12 protein-coding genes are annotated in these 18,096 nt (G+C 57.3%); 6 read left to right on the plus strand and 6 right to left on the minus strand.

The genetic code is table 11. The features are described from left to right. Window positions 1-227 precede the first annotated feature (227 nt). A complete protein-coding gene (gene galB / locus V9K67_RS04745) occupies window positions 228-2,963 on the plus strand; it encodes a beta-galactosidase GalB (protein ID WP_336720453.1) in 2,736 nt (911 codons plus the stop codon). A 139-nt stretch (window positions 2,964-3,102) separates the two neighbouring features. Here galB and V9K67_RS04750 read toward each other — a convergent pair whose 3' ends face one another. The 4 genes from V9K67_RS04750 to V9K67_RS04765 all read right to left on the minus strand — a co-directional run bounded on the left by V9K67_RS04750 (window position 3,103) and on the right by V9K67_RS04765 (window position 8,806). Continuing rightward, the gene (locus tag V9K67_RS04750) at window positions 3,103-4,293 is read right to left on the minus strand and encodes an endo-1,4-beta-xylanase (RefSeq protein WP_336720454.1); all 1,191 of its coding nucleotides are present in this window, start codon (window positions 4,291-4,293) and stop codon (window positions 3,103-3,105) included. A gap of 175 nt (window positions 4,294-4,468) precedes the next feature. Further along, on the minus strand, window positions 4,469-5,821 hold the full coding sequence (gene rseP, locus V9K67_RS04755; RefSeq protein ID WP_336720456.1) for an RIP metalloprotease RseP: 1,353 nt from the start codon (window positions 5,819-5,821) through the stop codon (window positions 4,469-4,471). Between the two features lie 210 nt (window positions 5,822-6,031). Further along, a complete protein-coding gene (locus V9K67_RS04760) occupies window positions 6,032-7,195 on the minus strand; it encodes a 1-deoxy-D-xylulose-5-phosphate reductoisomerase (protein WP_336720457.1) in 1,164 nt (387 codons plus the stop codon). Window positions 7,196-7,312: 117 nt separating this feature from the next. Beyond that, the gene (locus tag V9K67_RS04765) at window positions 7,313-8,806 is read right to left on the minus strand and encodes a GH3 auxin-responsive promoter family protein (RefSeq protein ID WP_336720459.1); all 1,494 of its coding nucleotides are present in this window, start codon (window positions 8,804-8,806) and stop codon (window positions 7,313-7,315) included. Window positions 8,807-9,057: 251 nt separating this feature from the next. Between V9K67_RS04765 and rplU the strand changes: the two genes are divergently transcribed. The 4 genes from rplU (at window position 9,058) to V9K67_RS04785 (ending at window position 12,014) form a co-directional block, all read left to right on the plus strand. Next, window positions 9,058-9,360 (plus strand): 50S ribosomal protein L21, encoded by a 303-nt coding sequence (rplU, locus tag V9K67_RS04770; protein WP_336720460.1) that lies wholly within the window; start codon window positions 9,058-9,060, stop codon window positions 9,358-9,360. A gap of 67 nt (window positions 9,361-9,427) precedes the next feature. After that, window positions 9,428-9,694: a 50S ribosomal protein L27 gene (gene rpmA, locus V9K67_RS04775; RefSeq protein WP_336720461.1), complete on the plus strand. Its 267-nt coding sequence runs from the start codon at window positions 9,428-9,430 to the stop codon at window positions 9,692-9,694. 91 nt (window positions 9,695-9,785) lie between these two features. Further along, window positions 9,786-10,205, plus strand: coding sequence for a histone H1-like repetitive region-containing protein (locus V9K67_RS27140; protein ID WP_414696753.1), 420 nt, complete (start codon window positions 9,786-9,788; stop codon window positions 10,203-10,205). 159 nt (window positions 10,206-10,364) lie between these two features. After that, a complete protein-coding gene (locus tag V9K67_RS04785; RefSeq protein WP_336720464.1) occupies window positions 10,365-12,014 on the plus strand; it encodes a helix-hairpin-helix domain-containing protein in 1,650 nt (549 codons plus the stop codon). A 419-nt stretch (window positions 12,015-12,433) separates the two neighbouring features. Here V9K67_RS04785 and V9K67_RS04790 read toward each other — a convergent pair whose 3' ends face one another. After that, a complete protein-coding gene (locus V9K67_RS04790; protein ID WP_336720465.1) occupies window positions 12,434-16,201 on the minus strand; it encodes an ATP-binding protein in 3,768 nt (1,255 codons plus the stop codon). Continuing rightward, window positions 16,198-16,968: a nucleoside triphosphate pyrophosphohydrolase gene (mazG, locus tag V9K67_RS04795; protein WP_336720467.1), complete on the minus strand. Its 771-nt coding sequence runs from the start codon at window positions 16,966-16,968 to the stop codon at window positions 16,198-16,200. Before mazG ends, V9K67_RS04790 begins: the two co-directional genes overlap by 4 nt. A 184-nt stretch (window positions 16,969-17,152) precedes the next feature. Here mazG and V9K67_RS04800 point away from each other — a divergent pair, with 184 nt between their 5' ends. Next, on the plus strand, window positions 17,153-17,983 hold the full coding sequence (locus V9K67_RS04800; RefSeq protein WP_336720468.1) for a hypothetical protein: 831 nt from the start codon (window positions 17,153-17,155) through the stop codon (window positions 17,981-17,983). The last annotated feature ends 113 nt before the right edge of the window (window positions 17,984-18,096 follow it).

Raw genomic sequence — 18,096 nt, forward strand, 5'->3', positions numbered from 1 at the left:
AAATCCAGGCCCCATCTCACACAAACAACTGACGATCAATCAATTTATTCCTTTCTATTCTCTATACAATTATAATCGTCCTGGGGAAAATAAACGGAAACAGGTACGGGCGTTTTTTTCCTGGGGCGCCCGGTCAGACATTTCTTCCTGTCGTTTCCACAAATGAATCCTTTCCCCATCCCCGCCACGCTTTAGATTTGCCCCATCCAACTATAATTGCCCCCATTATGAAGTATTCTGCTTGTATCCTTTCACGCTCCCGGAGGACCACCCTCCTTCTATGGCTGACCCTGCTGGCCGCCACCGGTGCGGTGGCGCAAACAAGGCAGCGCCTGCCGCTGAATGCCGGCTGGAAATTTTACCGCTACCCTACTGCGGCCGCCGCCGACAGCCTGGCCTACGACCTGCGCCCCGAGGTGAAAGACGAAAAGGACGACAAACCGGCCGACGCCCGCCCCACCGAGGCCGTGCAGCTGGCCGCCACCCGTACCTTGCTGAAACCCTGGATCCTGCCCACCGGCAATGACTTCCTCAACGACCCCGCCCGGCGCCACACCCGGCCGGCAGGCAACCCCGGTAAAAACTTTCCCTTCGTGCAGGCAACGTTCAACGACCGTTCCTGGCAAAGCGTGGACCTGCCCCACGACTGGGCCATCCAGGGGCCCTTCTATAAAGGCTGGAACACCGAGATCGGCGGCGGCATGGGCCGCCTGCCCGTCCAGGGCGTGGCCTGGTACCGCCGTCCCCTCCACATCCCCGCTTCGGATAAAGGCAAATCCATTTTTTTGGAGGTCGACGGCGCCATGTCGTACGCCCTGGTATGGATCAACGGCCACCTGGCCGGCGGCTGGCCCTATGGCTACACCTCCTGGCGGGTGGACCTGACCCCTTATGTCATTCCCGGCGGCACCAACCAGCTGGCCATCCGCCTGGACAACCCGCCGGCCTCCTCGCGCTGGTACCCCGGCGGCGGCATTTACCGCAACGTCTGGCTCACCAAAACCGCCCCCGTGCACGTGGGGCAGTGGGGTACCATCATCAGCTCCCGCCACGTATCCCGTTCCGCGGCCACCGTCGACCTGAAGGTTGTTGTCGCCAACACCACTGCTGCCGCCACGAACGCCGCCGTTTCCACCGACATCTATTTACTGGATGCCCGGGGCCGGAAAACCGGTGCGCCGGTGGCCCGCCTGCCGCAACAGCCACTGCGGATCGGAGCCGGTGGCCGCGACACGGTTTCCGCCTCCGTTACCCTGAAAAATCCCCAACTGTGGCAGCCCCTGCCCGCCGCCACCCACCCCTTGTACCTGGCCGCCACTACCGTGTCGGTGGGGGGCAGGCCTGTCGATACCTATGAAACCGTCTTCGGCCTCCGCGACCTGCGCTTCGATCCCGAGAAAGGCGTGCTGGTGAACGGCGAAAGGGTGGAGCTCAAAGGCGTGAACCAGCACCACGACCTGGGTGCCCTGGGCGCGGCCTTTAATGTGCGGGCCGCCGAACGCCAGCTGGAGCTGCTCCGGGAAATGGGCTGCAACGCCATCCGCATGGCGCACAACCCGCCCGACCCCCAGCTGCTGGAGCTGACCGACCGCATGGGTTTTTTGGTCATCGACGAGATCTTTGACAACTGGGAGCTGAAAAAAACGCCCCTCGACTTCCACCTCGTCTTCCCCGACTGGCACGAGCAGGACCTGCGGGCCCTGGTGCGCCGCGACCGCAACCATCCCTCCGTGATCCTGTGGAGCTTCGGCAACGAGGTGGGCGAACAATACACCGATGAAAAGGGAGCCGCCCTGGCCCGGCGCCTGCATACCATTATTAAGGAGGAGGACACCACCCGTCCCACCACCGTATCGATGAACTATGCAAAGCCCCACATGCCGCTGCCGGCGGTGGTGGACGTGATCAGCCTGAATTACCAGGGCGAAGGCATCCGCAACGGCGGCGCCTATGCCGGCCTGAAAGGGATCACCACGCCGCCCCTCTTCCCGGCCTTCCACCAGCAGTTTCCCCAAAAGCTGATCCTGAGCAGTGAAAACGCCTCGGCCCTGAGCAGCCGCGGCGAATACTTTTTCCCCGTTTACCCCGGCAACAGCGCCCCAGTCCGGGATACCATGGGCGGCGACTCCAAAAGCCAGCAGGTGAGCGCCTACGAGCTCTATTCGGTGGATTTCGGGGCCTCGGCCGACAAGGTGTTCGCTACCATGGACCAGCATCCCTACGTGGCCGGCGGCTTTGTATGGACGGGCTGGGATTACCTGGGCGAGCCCACCCCCTACTACCTGTCGCGCAGCTCTTATTCCGGCATCATCGACCTGGCCGGGTTCAAAAAAGACCGCTTCTGGCTGTACCAGTCGCACTGGCGCCCCGACCTGCCGATGGCCCACCTCCTGCCGCACTGGAACTGGCCGAACCGACAGGGCCAGGTAACGCCGGTGCACCTGTTCACTTCCGGCGACGAGGCGGAGCTGTTCCTCAACGGGAAGTCGCTGGGCCGGAAGAAAAAAGGCCCGGGGGAATACCGCCTGCGCTGGGACGAAGTGCGCTACGAGCCGGGCGCGCTGAAAGCCATTGCCTACAAAAACGGGAAAAAGTGGGCGGAAGACGCCGTAAAAACTACGGGCGAAGCCGCCGGCCTGGCGCTGGCAGCCGACCGGCCCGATATTGCGGCGGACGGCCGCGACCTGTCGTTTGTAACGGTACGGGTCACCGATAAAAATGGGTTCACGGTGCCGAATGCCAAAAACCTGCTGCGGTTTTCCCTGGAGGGCCCGGGCGAGATCGTGGCCACGGACAACGGCGATGCGGCCAGCCTGGTGTCCTTTGCCGCCCCCGAACGCAAAGCCTTCAACGGCCTCTGCCTGGTGATCGTCCGGGCAAAGCCCGGTCCGCCCGGAACCATCCGGCTGAAAGCGGCCTCGGAGGGCCTGGCACCGGCCACCCTTATTATTCATAGAAAATAAACCTCACCCCCGGCCCCTCTCCATCTGGAGAGGGGTGCCCCAATCAGTAGCTTATCCTACTGGTCATGAGAAGTAAGAGAACTATAAAATAGGAAAGCCTTTTCCACATTGGAAAAGGCTTTCCTGTTTGAAAGAGAATCTATTTATTCCCACCAGTAAGATCACTTACTGGTTTGGGCACCCCTCTCCAGATGGAGAGGGGCCGGGGGTGAGGTGTCTTGACGGCGACCACGTTGAAAAAAGCAGGTTTGGGCGCCCCCTTCCGGTCGAACAGCAGGGGGTAGTTGGTACGTCCCCGGATGGGCCAGTCGTTCAGCCAGGACTGCCCGTCGTGCACGCCCCAGAGGGTCACGCGGCTGATCTTGTCGCTGTGCTTCAGAAACAGCCGGAACAGGTCCTCGTAACCCCTGGTTAAACTTGCCTGCACCGAGTCGGGCAGGCCCGCGGCATAAGGATTCATTTTTGCGTTGTAGGCGGCCGTCTGGCCTATGTCGGCGGTGGTGCCGTCCCAGGGATTGGGCAGCACGGTCAGGTCCAGCTCGGTGAAGAGCACCTCCACCCCCAGGGCAGCGAATTCGCGGATGCTGGCTTCGATCTGGTCCAGCGGAACGCGGCCGGCCGCCCAATGGCCCTGGATACCCACCCCGTCGATGCGTACGCCGGCCGCCTGCAGCTTTTTGACCAGGGCAATGGCGCCGGCTCTTTTTGCCGGCTGCTCGATATTATAGTCGTTGTAGTATAATTTGGCCTGGGGCGCCGCTTTTTGTGCCAGGCGGAAGGCTTCCACGATATAATCGGGGCCCAGCTTTTCCAGGAAGATGGATTTCCGCAGGCTGCCATCCTCGTTGAGGGCTTCATTGACCACGTCCCAGGAATATACCTTGCCCGCGTAGCGGTTGGCTACGGTGGTGATATGGTCGGCAAAATACCGGCGGACGGAATCCGCGCTCTGCATCCGGCGCATGAAGAAAGGCAGCTGGCTGTGCCAGATAAGGGTATGGCCGTTCACCTGCAGGCCGTGCTTTTGGGCGTAGGCCACCAGCTTATCGGCCTGCTCAAAGTTGTAGCGGTCCCATTGCGGGTGGAGCAGGGCCGCCTTCATGACGTTTTCCGGGGTAAGGGCGCCGAACTGCCGCGGCACCAGGGCGGCGGCAGCGGCGTCCTTTTCTTCCGCCTGGGGCGCATTGAGGGCGGTACCGATGACAAAGTCCTGGCGAAAGGTTTCCCGCAGGGAAGGAAGGCCTGTTTTCCCGACGGCTTTTTTACCGGCGGAGCAGCCCGCCAGCAGCAGGCCGGCCAGGGCAAGGGCGAAGGTAGATCGTTGGAGCATGAAGCGCTTTTTTACTTTTTGTGACAGATTCCCACAAAGCTAAAAGGCGGTACCCGGCCGGCAGGCGTCAATTGTTGAAACCTATGGAATGATTGTTTGCAGAAAAAAAAGCACGCAGCAAATTGCTGCGTGCTTTTAGTATGTAAGACTATTGAATAAAAACGGTTCCCAGGTATTACCGGAAAACGCGCCAGATGTCCAGGCCGAGGGCGTAGAGCATCAGGCCGAGGAGCAGGATCATACCCGCCATCTGGGCGTACTCGATAAACTTGTCGCCCGGTTTGCGGCCGCTGATCATTTCATACAGCGTGAACAGGGCGTGGCCGCCGTCCAGGGCCGGGATGGGCAGGATGTTCATGAAGGCCAGGATGATCGAAAACACCGCCGTCATGGTCCAGAAGTGGTGCCAGTCCCAGCTGCCGCCGAAGGCCTTGCCGATGCTGATGATGCCCCCCAGGTTTTCCGACACCTTATGCTCCTTGGAGGTAAAGAGCAGCCGCAGGTTGGTGATGTAATTTCCCAGCAGGTCCACGCCGTAGGTAGCGCCGGCAGGAATGGCTTCGAAAAAGGAATATTCCACCTTTTCGGTCTGCAGGAACTTATCGAACATCTGGGGGAAAAAGCCAATGTTGCCGTCGGACTGCACCTTCACGCCCACATTGGCGGTGTCGCTGCCCCGCAGCACGGAAAGGGTAATGGCGCTGTTCTTAAACTGCTTTTTGGCCCGGTCGAATTCATTGTAATACTGCACCGGCCGGCCGTTTACGGCCACGATCTGGTCGCCTTTCTGCAAGGCACCGGAAGTGTATTGTACTTTGGAGGTCACGCTGTCCACCACCGCCGGCCAGCGGGGGGCCACAAAGCCTTTCAACTGGTTTTTATTCAGTTTGCTGAGGAAGCCGGACGGAACATTAATGAGCGTATCCTTCCCCTCCCGGTTTACCGTCAGGGAGGGCCGCACGTTCAGCGACAGCTCCTTGGGCAGTTCGTTCATGTACACCAGCTGCTTATTGTTCACCGCCGTGATCAGGTCACCGTCCTTCAGGCCGATGGAGGTGGCCAGCGAGTCGGCGGCCAGGCCGTATTTGAGGTTTTTCACCGGCAGGCGCTCTTCGCCCCATACAAACAAAATCAGCGCGAACAATACCAGCGCCAGCAGGAAGTTGACCACCACCCCGCCGACCATGATGATCAGGCGCTGCCAGGCCGGCTTGCTGCGGAACTCCCAGGGCTGGGCAGGCTGCTTCATGGCTTCCTTGTCCATGCTTTCGTCGATCATGCCGGCGATCTTCACATAGCCGCCCAGGGGCAGCCAGCCCAGACCGTACTCGGTCTCCCCCACCTTCTTTTTCCAGAGGGAGAACCAGGGATCGAAAAACAGGTAAAACTTGTCCACCCGGCAGCCAAACCACTTGGCCGGCAAAAAGTGCCCGAGTTCGTGAAGGATCACCAGGATGGAAAACGCCAGAATAAATTGTCCCGTATTGGCAAAGAAGGCTGACCAGTTTATCGCGAGTAAATGAATCATGCTACGGATCCGCCAGCCGGCGGCTGTTTAATGGTTTAAAGGTGACAAATATCAGTTAATCCCAACGTAACCCCCCGGGGGTTTGTAAATTTTGCAACATTTTACAAGGAGGGAGTTTCTGAGTTTCTAAGTTCCTGAGTTATGTGTCCTACGATAAAGTCAGGTATTAACTCAGGAAACTAACTCAGGAACTCAGAAACCCAGAAACTTTTAGAGTTTGATCAAGTCCGCCGCAAAGTTCCGCGCTTCGCCGTCGCTTTCGTAGTAGTCGTCCAGGGTGGGGTGCTGGATGAAGGGCACCTGCTCCATGGTTTTCTCTACGATGTCGGTCATGTCGAGGAAGCCGCAGCGGTTGCGCAGGAAGGCCCAGACGGCGATCTCGTTGGCGGCGTTGAGGATACAGGGCAGGTTGCCGCCCTTTTTGAGGGCTTCGATGGCCAGCGTCAGGTTGCGGAAGGTGCGGTAGTCCGGCTCGTCGAAGGTCAGCGTGCTGAATTTTTTGAAGTCGAAGCGGGGGAAGTCGCTTTTCAGGCGCTTGGGAAAGCCCAGGGCGTACTGGATGGGCAGCTTCATGTCGGGCAGGCCCATCTGGGCTTTGATGCTGCCGTCGGTGAACTGCACCATCGAGTGGATGATGCTCTGGGGGTGGATGACGATCTGGATCTGGTCGGGATGGAGGTTGAACAGCCACTTGGCCTCGATCATCTCCAGGCCTTTGTTCATGAGGGTGGCCGAGTCCACGGTGATCTTGGCGCCCATGCTCCAGTTGGGGTGCTGCAGGGCGTGCTCGCGGCGCACGTTGGCCAGGTAGTTGGCCTTGCGGCCCAGGAAGGGCCCGCCGGAAGCCGTCAGGATCACCTTTTCTATGGGGTTGCGCATCTCGCCGATCAGGCACTGGAAGATGGCCGAATGCTCCGAATCCACCGGGATCACGGGCACCCGCTTTTCCACGGCCCTTTTCATGACGATGTCGCCGGCCACCACCAGGGTTTCCTTGTTGGCCAGGGCGATGGCCTTGCCGGCATTGATGGCGTTGAGGGTGGGCTTCAGGCCGGCATAGCCGACGATGGCGGCCAGCATCAGGTCGTACACGTCCAGGGCCGCCACCTCTTCCAGGGCTTTTTCGCCGGCAAATACTTTAACGTCCGTGGAGGCCAGGGCCGCTTTTACCTTGGCATAGCGGTCTTCCTCGGCGATGACCACCATGTTGGGTTTGAAGTGCATGGCCTGCTGGATCAGCAGGTCGGCATTGTTGTTGGCCGTCAGAATCTCCACCGAAAACTTATCGGGATGGGCGGCGATCACCTCCAGCGCCTGCTGGCCGATGGACCCGGTGGAACCAAAAATCGCAATTCTTTTTTTATGAGAATTCATATCGTGAATCGTGAAACGTGAATCGTCAATGGTGTAGGGTGGCTTTTTCTAAACCTCCGGCTTCTTAAACTCCGCGAGCTCCAAAACCATCAACTCGTAAACTCGTAAACTTGTAAACTATTTTAAAAACGGCGCCAGCTCGCTGGCCAGCTTCCGGTCGTTGCTCAGGCGGGGCACTTTGTTTTGCCCGCCCAGCTTTCCAACGGATTTCATGTAATCGATAAAGCCGTTTTTGCGGATCACCGAAATTTTCAACCGCTGCAGGATATTCCCCCGGATCAGGTCGTCGTAATAAATATTTTTCTTCCGCAGGTTGTCGTCCACCTTTTCGGCAAAGGCGGCAAGGTTGGCGGGTTCGTTCTCGAATTCGATGAACCACTCGTGGTAGCTTTTGCCGGCGCCCTGCTCGATCAGGGGGGCCACCGTAAACTCCGTGATGTGGACGTTTTCTTCCTGCGCGGCTTTCAGCAGGCTGTATTCCACCTCTTCGCCGATCACGTGTTCGCCAAAGGCGGAGATGAAGTGCTTGATGCGGCCCGAAACCACGATCCGGTAAGGATTGGTGGAGACGAACTTTACGGTATCGCCGATGCTGTAGCCCCAGAGGCCCGCATTGTTGTTGATGATAAGGGCGTAATTCTCGCCCACCTTCACGTCGCGCAGCGACAGGCGGGTGGGGTTGGCGCTGAAGATCTCGGCGGCCGGCACAAACTCAAAAAAAATGCCACTATTGGTATTGAGCAGCAGGCCTTCGGCTTTTTGAGAATCCTGGAAGGCGAAAAACCCTTCCGAAGCCGGGAAGGTCTCGATGGTGTCGATGGTGCGGCCCACGCTGTCGAACAGCTTGGACTTGTAGGGCTGGAAGTTCACGCCGCCATGCACCAGCACCTGGAGGTTCGGGAACAGGGCGCCCACCTTTTTGCCCGACTGCTGCACCAGGCGGTCGAAATACATCTGCATCCAGGGCGGAATGCCGCTGATGAGGGTCATGTCCTGGTGGATGGTTTCGCGGACGATCTGGTCCAGCTTCGTTTCCCAGTCCTCGATACAGTTGGTTTCGTAGCTGGGCAGCTGGTTCGACCGCAGGTATTGGGGCACGTGGTGGTTGACGATGCCGCTGAGGCGGCCGGTGGGTATATTGGAAATACGGGAAAGTTCGGGCGAGCCGGACAAAAAGATCATCTTGCCGTTGGCAAAGGAAGCGTTGCCGGTCTCCGCCATATAACACAACAGGGCATTGCGGGCCGAGTTGATGTGGTTGGAAATGGAATCCTTCGATATGGGAATGTACTTCACCCCGCTGGTAGTACCCGAGGTTTTGGCAAAGTAGAGCGGAAGGCCCCGCCATAAAATATTGTGCTTGCCTTCCTTCACCTTGTTGATGTATCCCTTGAACTGCTCGTAGTCGCGTACGGGAACGGCCTGGCGAAAGGACGCATGGTCACCCACCTGTTCGAAGCGGTGTTCCCGGCCGAATTCGGTGGTCTTTCCCACCGACAGCAATTGCTTCAGGATACGGTCCTGGTCCTCCAGGGCCGTGGTCATGCCCTTTTGGATGGAACGGTGGATATACGAGGCGAACGGCTTTGCTAAAAATGATTTGAATTTCATTTTAAAGGAAATTATCCGGCCCGCTAAAGGGAATAAAGCTTCCCGGACCGAAAGAGCGCAAACCTACATTAATTGAATGATACTGCTTCAAAGTTCGGGCATATTATAGAGAGAAGTGGAAAACGGACGCCTTCTCCCGGTGATCGGCGGCTTTTCCCCTTCCTGCGCTTCTTTTTTTCGACTTTTTTCTCAAATGATGTTCTCTTTTGGCATTTTTCTCCTACCTTTGCCGTCCTAATTTTCAAACCGTTATGTTTGCAGTAGTAAAAATAGCCGGCCAGCAGTTCAAAGTAACCAAAGACCAGACTTTGTACGTTCCTCATGTGGGTGGTAATGCCGGTGACAAGCTCGAATTTTCTGATGTGCTTCTGGCAGATGACAATGGCAATCTGTCCGTAGGTAGCGCATTAAGCGTGAAAGTACAGGCCGAGATCGTTGACCACGTGAAAGGCGATAAAGTAATTGCGTATAAGCAAAAACGCAGAAAAGGCTTCCGCAAGAAGAAAGGTCATCGTACCCAGTACACCAAAATCAGAATCAGCGATATTGCCTAATCGTAGCAATTACGGTTTCCAGTAAAGCATTCCCAAATCCCCAAAAACACAATTCAAACTACTTATTATGGCACATAAAAAAGGTGAAGGTAGTGTAAAGAACGGCCGCGACTCACAAAGCAAGCGCCTTGGTATTAAAATATTTGGTGGTCAGCCCGCCGTTGCCGGTAACATCCTGGTACGTCAGCGCGGTACGGAATACCACCCCGGTAAAAACGTAGGCGTGGGCAAAGACTTCACGCTGTTCGCCCTGACCGACGGTGTAGTAACCTTCAGAAAAGGCAGAAACGACCGTACGTTTGTTTCTGTTTCCGCTCCCGAAGCTACTGCCTAAAGGAACTTAGTGGTGGTGAAAAACTTTGACAGGTAAAATTTTCCTAATTTTACCTGTCAAAGTTTTTTTACTAACCATTAAATTCCAGTTTATGGCTACAGCAAGAAAAGTGGCGCCCAAAAAGGCCGCTGCAAAAAAGGCTACAGTAAAGAAAGCTCCCGCCAAAAAGGCTATGGTGAAAAAAGCCATGGTCAAGAAAGCCGCCCCTAAAAAGGCTGCTCCCGCCCGCAAAGCTGCCGCAGTAAAGGCGACCACCAAAAAAGCCGCCCCCAAAAAAGCAGCTCCTGCCAAAAAGGCAATGGTAAAAAAAGCCATGGTCAAGAAGGCCGCTCCCAAAAAAGCAGCCCCCAAAAAAGCGGCATCGGCTACGGCCACCGCTTCCCGAAGCACTGCCGGCAAATCGGCCGCAGGCAAAAGCACCACCTCCCGGAGTACCGCATCCCGCAGCAGTTCGAAAAGTTCCGCCAGCCGGACATCTTCCAGCCGTTCCTCCAAAGGTTCGTCCAAATAATCAGGTTACCACTTGTCATACAGCGTCCCGGGCCCCCGGGACTTTTTTTTCGCCTCCCCTTTCCAATTAATTCCCGCCGATTGAAATTAATGGGGTAAAATTGCGCCTCCGGCCCCTGCCGGCCGCCGGCATTCTTTTAACCCGTTTCATCAAGAGTTTATGGATAATTACGCTATAGCCGACCAATTGTCGCTGTTGTCCAAGCTTATGGACATCCACGGCGAAAACGCATTCAAGGCCAAAAGCTACGCCAGCGCGGCCTTTGCCATCGAACAATTCCCGCAGGAAATAGCCTCCCTCCCTCCCGGCAAGCTGTTCTCCGTGAAAGGCATCGGCGAAAGCGTGGGCGCCCGGATCTCCGAGCTGCTGCAAACCGGCGAGCTGCCGCTGCTGCAGGAATACCTGGCCAAAACGCCTCCCGGTGTGCTGGACATCATGAACATCAAGGGCCTGGGCCCCAAAAAGATCCATACCCTCTGGAAGGAACACGCCATCGACTCGGTGGAGGTATTGAAACAGTTTTGCCTGGACAACAAGCTGTCCGAAATCAAAGGTTTTGGCGCCAAAACCCAACAAAAGATCCTCGAAGAGATCAACTACCAGCAGCAGAACGAAGGCCTGTACCTGTATGCCCAGGTGGAAAGCTTTGCCCTTGCCTTCGCCTCCCGCCTGCAACAGCATTTTCCCCAACATACCTCCGAATGGACCGGCGCCTTCCGCCGCCAGCTGGAAGTGATCGACCGGCTGGAATGCGTCACCACCATCCCCGCAGAAGACCTCAAAACCTTCCTGGCCCACCAGCAATTCGGAAAAATAACCCAGTCGGGCAACGAAATCGAGGCATCCTCCGAAGGCATCATCCAGCTGCACTTCCACCTCGAAACCGAGGGCACTTTTTACCAGCGCCTGTTCGGCACCTCCTGCAGTCCCGAATTCCTGACCGCCTGGCAACAGGCCTATGGCAACGCTCCTGCCTCTGGCGAAGAAGAACTGTTTCAACAGGCCGGCCTGCCCTTTATCCCCCCGTACCTGCGGGAAACACCCGCTATACTGGAAAAAGCAAAAAACGGCGCCTTAGGTACCCCTATTCAGCCCGGCGACGTCCGCGGCCTGATCCACTCCCACAGCAACTGGAGCGATGGCGCCAGCACCATCGAGCAGATGGCGCACGAACTGATCGCCCTGGGTTTCGAATACCTCGTGATCTCCGACCACTCCAAGGCGGCCTTTTATGCCAACGGCCTGTCGGAGCAGCGCATCCGCGAACAGCACCGCTACATCGACGAGCTGAACGCCCGGCTGGCACCCTTCAAAATTTTTAAAAGCATCGAATGCGACATCCTCAGCGATGGCGCCATGGATTATTCCGACGAGGTGCTGTCGACCTTCGACCTGGTGATCGCCTCGGTGCACAGCAACCTGCAAATGGACGAGGAAAAAGCCATGAAGCGCCTCCTGGGCGCCATCGCCAATCCCTACGTCACCATCCTGGGCCACATGACGGGCCGGCTGCTGCTCAAGCGCAAGGGCTACCCCGTCGACCACAAGGCCCTGATCGACGCCTGCGCCGAGCACGGCGTGGTGATCGAGATCAACGCCCACCCCATCCGCCTCGACATGGACTGGCGCTGGATCGAATACGCCCGGGAAAAAGGCGTGCTGCTCTCCATCAACCCCGACGCCCATACGCTGGAAGAATTCCACAACATCAAGTACGGGGTGCTGGTCGCCCAGAAAGGCGGCCTGACGAAGAAAGAAAATCTCAGCAGCATGAGCCGGAAGGAATTCGAAGCGTTTTTGAAACGGTAACACCTCACCCCCGGCCCCTCTCCAGATGGCTACCGTTAGGACACATCTTTTGCGGATGGGAAAGGTCTGCGTAGAGCCAGAGAAGCCCGCAGGGCTTCAACAAAAGTAGCCCCGGGTGCAACCCGGGGTCAGCCGTAGTTCGTTTCCAGCAACCCTGAAAGGGGTTGAATGTGGGACCCACAATAGGGAGGCAATTCCCGATCAGGAAGACTTTCCGAAGTATCCTTCAAGGTTGAAACTGTTGTAAATCGACCAGGACACATTCAACCCCGATGGGGTTGTGTGGACGAACTACGGCTGACCCCGGGTTGCACCCGGGGCTACTTTTGTTGAAGCCCTGCGGGCTTCCTGCTACCGTCCTCAACAAAAAATGTGTCCTAACGGTAGCTCCAGATGGAGGGGGGCCGGGGGGAGGCCGCCTATATCTCCGCGTCATCGGCAATGGGCAGGCGCACGAAGAAGGTGGTGCCTGCGCCCGGCTCGGTTTCGAACCAGATGTCGCCGCCTGCCTGCTCCACGATGCGCTTGCACATGGCCAGCCCGAGGCCCGTGCCGGAGCTTTTGGTGGTGAAGTTGGGCACGAAGATCTTCGCATGCATATCGGGGGGAATGCCGTCGCCATTGTCGGTTACGCTCACCAGCAGCATCTGCCCCTCCAGCTCCTCGTCGATGCTGATGACACACTTGTCCCGGCTGGGACAGGCTTCCACGGCATTGGTCAGCAGGTTGGTGAACAGGCGGTTGATATGCGTCCGGTCGCCCATCATCCAGATCGTTTCGTCCACGTGGTTCCAGTGCAGCTCGATCCGCGGGTTGGGCCGGTACAGGTCTACCAGCGAGGCGATCACCTGGTGGAAGTCGAACAGCTCCATGTGGCGGTTGCCGATGTTGGCGAAGCGCGAAAAGTCGGCCGCGATCTTCGACAGGTGGTCTATTTGCTCTACCAGGGTGTTGGCCACGCTGGAGGTCAGCTCTTTAACGTTGGGGTGGTTGTTGTGGATGGCTTTTTGCAGGTACTGGATGCTCAGCTTCATGGGTGTCAGCGGGTTCTTGATTTCGTGGGCCACCTGCCGGGCCATTTCCCGCCAGGCCCCTTCCCTTTCGCTTTTCGCCAGCGCCTCGGCGCTCTGCTCCAGCTTTTTCACCATCTTATTGTATTGCTCCACCAGGTCGCCGATCTCGTCCTTATGCACCCAAACGATCTCTTCGTTGGTCTTGCCCAGGGTGATCTCCTTCATCTTCTGGCCGATGATGGAGAACGAGCGGGTGATCTTGTTGGTAATGAACAGGGCGATGACGCCGGCGATCAGGAAGATGAAGGCGTTGAGGTTGATGATGGTCACCAGGAAGTTGGAAATTTCCTGGTTGAGGTCGTTCTGCGACAGGAAGTAGGGAATGTTCAGGTAGGCATACACCCCTCCCTTTTTGTCGCGGACCGCGGCATAGATGCTCAGGTACTTCAGCGTATTGATCTTTTCCTCCTGCACCCACAACACCTCGCGCCGGCGGTTGAGGTGGTAATACGCCTGGGGATGGATGCGGGTGCTGAGTACGCCCAGCTTGTATACGTCGGCCCGGGAGGACACCTGCAGGCTGCCCCGGAGGTCGTAGAGGTTGACGTCCACGTTGTGGATGTCCGCCAGTTCGTCGATCAGGCGCTGCAGCTTATAGGACGAGGCCGAATCGTAGAGCAGGGCCGTCTTGTCGAACAGCAGGCTGTCGGCCAGCCGCTGCTCCATTTCCCGCACCAGGATGCCCGAAGTATGGTTCAGCTTGTCTACGTTGTTGCGGTTGTAGCGGCTGATGAAAAACGAGATGGTGGCGGCCCCGATGATGAGAAAGGACAGGATGCTGATAAAAATGATGGTGCCGTGCACCTGCGAGCGGATGCTGAGCTGCGAGAACAGGTGCACCAGCTTCAGGTCGTAGGTGGAATTGAGCACAATGGCTATCAGCTGCAGCAGCGCCACCATGAACAGGAAGGCGCAGAAGAGGTAGGAAAACAGGGTGATGCTTTCAATGAGGGTATCCTGCTTGCGGGCCACGACCACCACCTTACTGCTGCTGGCCCGGAACCACAGTTCGTCAAAATCGCCGTTTTCCCGCCGCTCGAACTCGCTGACCGGCAGCTCTTTCTGCCGCAGGGACGTACGGAACGGGTACTGCGCCGAATACCGCTTCAGTACCATGCTGTCATAGATGGCATAGGAATAAGTGGGCAGGTCCGACACGTCGAACTGCTTCATGTTCCGGAAGATCTCTGGGTAAAACGCCTCGTCCCCGTGCTTCTTGGGGGTAGCGATGATGAAGCAGGTACCGTGAAAATGGCCGTCCTCCTCAATCATGCGCCGGGTAATATAGGAGAGGTTGTCATAAGAGGTTTCGTGGTAGTACAGGTCGGGAATGCCGGTAGGCTTGCTGCGGACGGTAAAGATGTTGTTCAGCTCGTTGTACGACCGGGGGTCATCGTTATACAGGGCTGTATTGGTCGAGTCGAACAGGTAGAGGCGCATGTTGTAGCCGCTGCGGAAGGCCAGGATGTTGACGTTGAGGATGCTGTCGCGCAGGTTGCGGTTCTGCCCCTCGTCCAGGAAGCGCGGGAAATTGCGCAGCAGGAATTCCTCGTCGAGGTATTTCAGGGTGATGCTGAGGGTCCGTTCCTGCGAGGGGTCGGTCAGCTCGTCGTGCTTTTCGGCAATGCTCTTGCGGTAAATCCATTCCTTTTTCTTGTTTTCGTGGAGGATGACCGCCGACAGGGAAATGGAAAAGATAAAGATCCAGAACAGCACCCCGGCCATATTGATCTTGAAGTGGTTGATGATGAACTGCTCCTGGCTGACGAGCCAGGTATACAAAACCAGCCACAGCAGCACCGGCAAATGGAAGGCCACACTGGAATGGCCGGAGCGGAAGGTCAGGAACAGCAGCCCCAGGAAGGCCAGCAGGAAATAGATATACACGGTACGGTCCCGGAACGCCAGGAAGATCAGTTGGAACAGGAGGCGGGTAATGTAATAGAAGGTCAGCGACAACAGGGCCAGTACGATAAAGCCCACGAAGGTGTAAATGTTCAGGCTGAAAAAGTCCGAAACATTAAAGGAGATATGGGAGTCGGCCACCAGGCTGCGCACGATATCGGCCCACTGGAAGCCCGACAGGATAAACACGCCCAGGGCGGCGGCTCCGGCCCCGTAAATTTTATTGCCCTGCAGCCAGGAGGGCAGCCTTTTTACCGGGCCGATGTTGTACCAAGCAAAGACGGCGATCCAGCAGAGGGTGATGGTATTGATCAGCAGGTCGCCCAGGGAGCGGTTCACTGCGTTGGTACCGTAAATGGAGGGGTCGAACAGCTGGAATTGCCGGAAATAGAAGAGGCCGGGAAACAGGTAGATGACCAGGCGGATGCCGAACAGGGCGGCCGCCAGGAAGAGCACGCCGGGAATAATCCCTTTTTTGGCCACTAAGGACTCCGCCACGAAATAAATGTAGGCCAGCAGCAGCAACATGGCCGAGATGCGCAGCAACAGGGTGATGGGGTCGCTGGCCGTCGGCAGCTGGTGGGTCTTGCGGGCCACGTAAAACAGCGGATGGGTATTGGCGGCACGCACCACGTAAGGGGTCCGCTTCTCGGAGATGCTGATCTTGTTCACCGCGTCTTTATCGTAAACGAAGCGGGTCTGCAGGTATTCGGTTTCGAGGCTGAACTGGTAGTAGACCGGAATCAGGGCCAGGGCCACCACCCGGTTGGTCATGCCGGGCAGGTGCAGGTCGCGCTTCTCCACCACGTAATAGCCGTTGGCCAGCCGCCGGAAATAGGTGCCCTGCTGCAACCCCAGGTCCCCGGGGGCGGGTAGTTCCTTCTGGTTGCTCCAGAACAGGGGCTCGGGCCGGTCGGACAGGGTTTCGGCATACAGGAAGAAGCTGAATTTTTTGCCGGCAATGGCCTGGAATTCCTCCAGGGATTCGCGGTCCTGCACCAGCCGCCGCATCAGCGGGCCGTCGGCCACCAGGTCCGCAAAATCTTCCTGTTGCCGGTGGATATAGCTTTCCAGGGCTTTTACCTCCATGCCGATGGAGGGCGCCACGCGGAAAAAATAGGAAGACAGCAGGGACAGGAACAACAATACGGCGCCCGCCACCACGAGGTTCCGCTTGGGAAGACGGGTATTTAAAAAGGACCGTTTCACCCCCTTTGCTGTTTGATATCGTTCCAGATAGCGTCCATTTCCTCCAGGGTCATTTCGCTGAGGGGGCGGCCCTTGGACAGGGCGGCCTCTTCCATGCGGGTAAAGCGGTGGATGAACTTTTTATTGGTCAGCTCCAGGGCGTTTTCGGCGTCCACCTTCAGGAACCGCGAGTAATTGACCAGCGAGAACAGCACATCGCCCAGCTCCTCCTCGGTTTTGCCCTGGTCGCCCTCCCCGATGGCCTCCTTCAGCTCGGCGATCTCCTCCTCTACCTTCTGCCACACCTGTTCGCGGTTGTCCCACTCGAAACCCACCTGCTTGGCTTTTTCCTGCAGGCGCATCGCTTTTACCAGGGCCGGCAGGGTTTTGGGCACGCCGGACAGCACCGACTTCTTCCCCTCCTTAAGCTTCAGCTTTTCCCAATTGCGCTTGACGTCCTCTTCGTCGGCAACCTGTACGTCGCCGTAAATATGGGGGTGGCGGGCGATGAGCTTGTCGCAGACGGCGTTGATCATTTCGTCCAGGGTAAACTGGGCCTGCTCCGTGCCGATCTTGGCGTAAAAGACGATGTGCAGGAGCAGGTCGCCCAGTTCTTCCTTGATGGCGGGCCAGTTGGTATCGGTGATGGCGTCCGCCAGCTCGTAGGTTTCTTCCAGGGTCTGCTGCCGCAGGGAGTGCACGGTCTGTTTGCGGTCCCAGGGGCATTTTTCCCGCAGGTCTTCCATGATAGCCACCAGCCTTTCAAAGGCGCTGTTCGCAGTATTCATACATTCGAAATTAGCAACGATCGGCACGCAATCGGGTCGACAAGTTAGCAAAGGCTGGTCCAACCCCTATAATTTTTCCTAAAAATTATCCACAACCCCGCCTATGGGGCCTTCTTCCGGCGCCACCAAAAGGGGGTTTATTTACTTTTGGAACGGGCCGTGGCCCTTCAACAAACTCAAAAAAATGAAACTGATTTTCTTTGCCTTTCTCCTGGCTGCCTCCTTCGGGGCGCAGGGGCAGTATTATTATACCGATATCATCGGCACCCGCGAAACCGCCGCCCTCCTGAAAAACTATAAGGCCCAGAAGGTGCGCAAGGTGACCCTCAAGAGCTATGATGCCAACGACACCCGGAGCGAGGACTTCCTGGTGGAACAAACTTTCCAGGGGGGCACCCTGAGCACCTTTACCCGTTCGGGCGCCACCGGGGGCTCCACCCTCCTGTCCACCGTGGACGACAACGGTAACGTGGTGCGTACGGTCGACAGCAGCGAAACCTCCACGACCACCACCGTCTACAACTATGATGCTTCGGGCCGGCTAACCAGCCTGGTCAGCTCCGGCAGCGATACGTCCAAAGCCTTCGCCCAGACCGAGGAGCGCCAGTGGCAGTACAGCGGCGACAAGCCCCTCCGGATGCTGCGCATCCGCAACCGGAAAGACACCACCATAGTGGATTTCCGGCTGGACGAACGCGGCAACGTGATCGAGGAGCAAAGCACCCGCAGGGGCGTAAAGGCCACCCCGGTGCAATACTATTACGACGCCAAAGACCGCCTGACCGACATTGTGCGCTATAGCAACAAGGCCCGGCGCCTGCTGCCGGAATACATGTTCGAGTACTCCCCTTCCAACCAGGTGATCCAGAAGATCACCGTGCCGGCCAACAGCTCCGACTACCTGATCTGGCGCTACCAGTACGACCAGCGCGGGCTGAAAATAAAGGAGGCCATCTTCAACAAGAAAAAACAGCTGACCGGCAAGATCGAATACCAATACCAGTTCGAATCCTAAGGCCCTTCTTAAGGGCTTGTTAGTTAACAATTTCCCCTTATTTGCGGCATACTTTTTACTACATGTATGTGTATAAGTAAATCCAATTTTCCCGGCAAAATGTCCTAACTTGT

The sequence above is a fragment of the Huijunlia imazamoxiresistens genome, assembly GCF_037132455.1.
GTDB classification, from domain to species: Bacteria; Bacteroidota; Bacteroidia; order Chitinophagales; family Chitinophagaceae; genus Flavisolibacter; species Flavisolibacter imazamoxiresistens.

What these genes read in the sequence shown, in the direction of transcription:
- V9K67_RS04785 (WP_336720464.1), top strand. Translation starts at nt 10,365, where the DNA reads ATGGATAATTACGCTATAGCCGACCAATTGTCGCTGTTGTCCAAGCTT.
- rseP (WP_336720456.1), bottom strand. Translation starts at nt 5,821, where the DNA reads ATGATTCATTTACTCGCGATAAACTGGTCAGCCTTCTTTGCCAATACG.
- mazG (WP_336720467.1), bottom strand. Translation starts at nt 16,968, where the DNA reads ATGAATACTGCGAACAGCGCCTTTGAAAGGCTGGTGGCTATCATGGAA.
- V9K67_RS04760 (WP_336720457.1), bottom strand. Translation starts at nt 7,195, where the DNA reads ATGAATTCTCATAAAAAAAGAATTGCGATTTTTGGTTCCACCGGGTCC.
- V9K67_RS04750 (WP_336720454.1), bottom strand. Translation starts at nt 4,293, where the DNA reads ATGCTCCAACGATCTACCTTCGCCCTTGCCCTGGCCGGCCTGCTGCTG.
- galB (WP_336720453.1), top strand. Translation starts at nt 228, where the DNA reads ATGAAGTATTCTGCTTGTATCCTTTCACGCTCCCGGAGGACCACCCTC.
- rplU (WP_336720460.1), top strand. Translation starts at nt 9,058, where the DNA reads ATGTTTGCAGTAGTAAAAATAGCCGGCCAGCAGTTCAAAGTAACCAAA.
- rpmA (WP_336720461.1), top strand. Translation starts at nt 9,428, where the DNA reads ATGGCACATAAAAAAGGTGAAGGTAGTGTAAAGAACGGCCGCGACTCA.
- V9K67_RS04765 (WP_336720459.1), bottom strand. Translation starts at nt 8,806, where the DNA reads ATGAAATTCAAATCATTTTTAGCAAAGCCGTTCGCCTCGTATATCCAC.
- V9K67_RS04800 (WP_336720468.1), top strand. Translation starts at nt 17,153, where the DNA reads ATGAAACTGATTTTCTTTGCCTTTCTCCTGGCTGCCTCCTTCGGGGCG.
- V9K67_RS27140 (WP_414696753.1), top strand. Translation starts at nt 9,786, where the DNA reads ATGGCTACAGCAAGAAAAGTGGCGCCCAAAAAGGCCGCTGCAAAAAAG.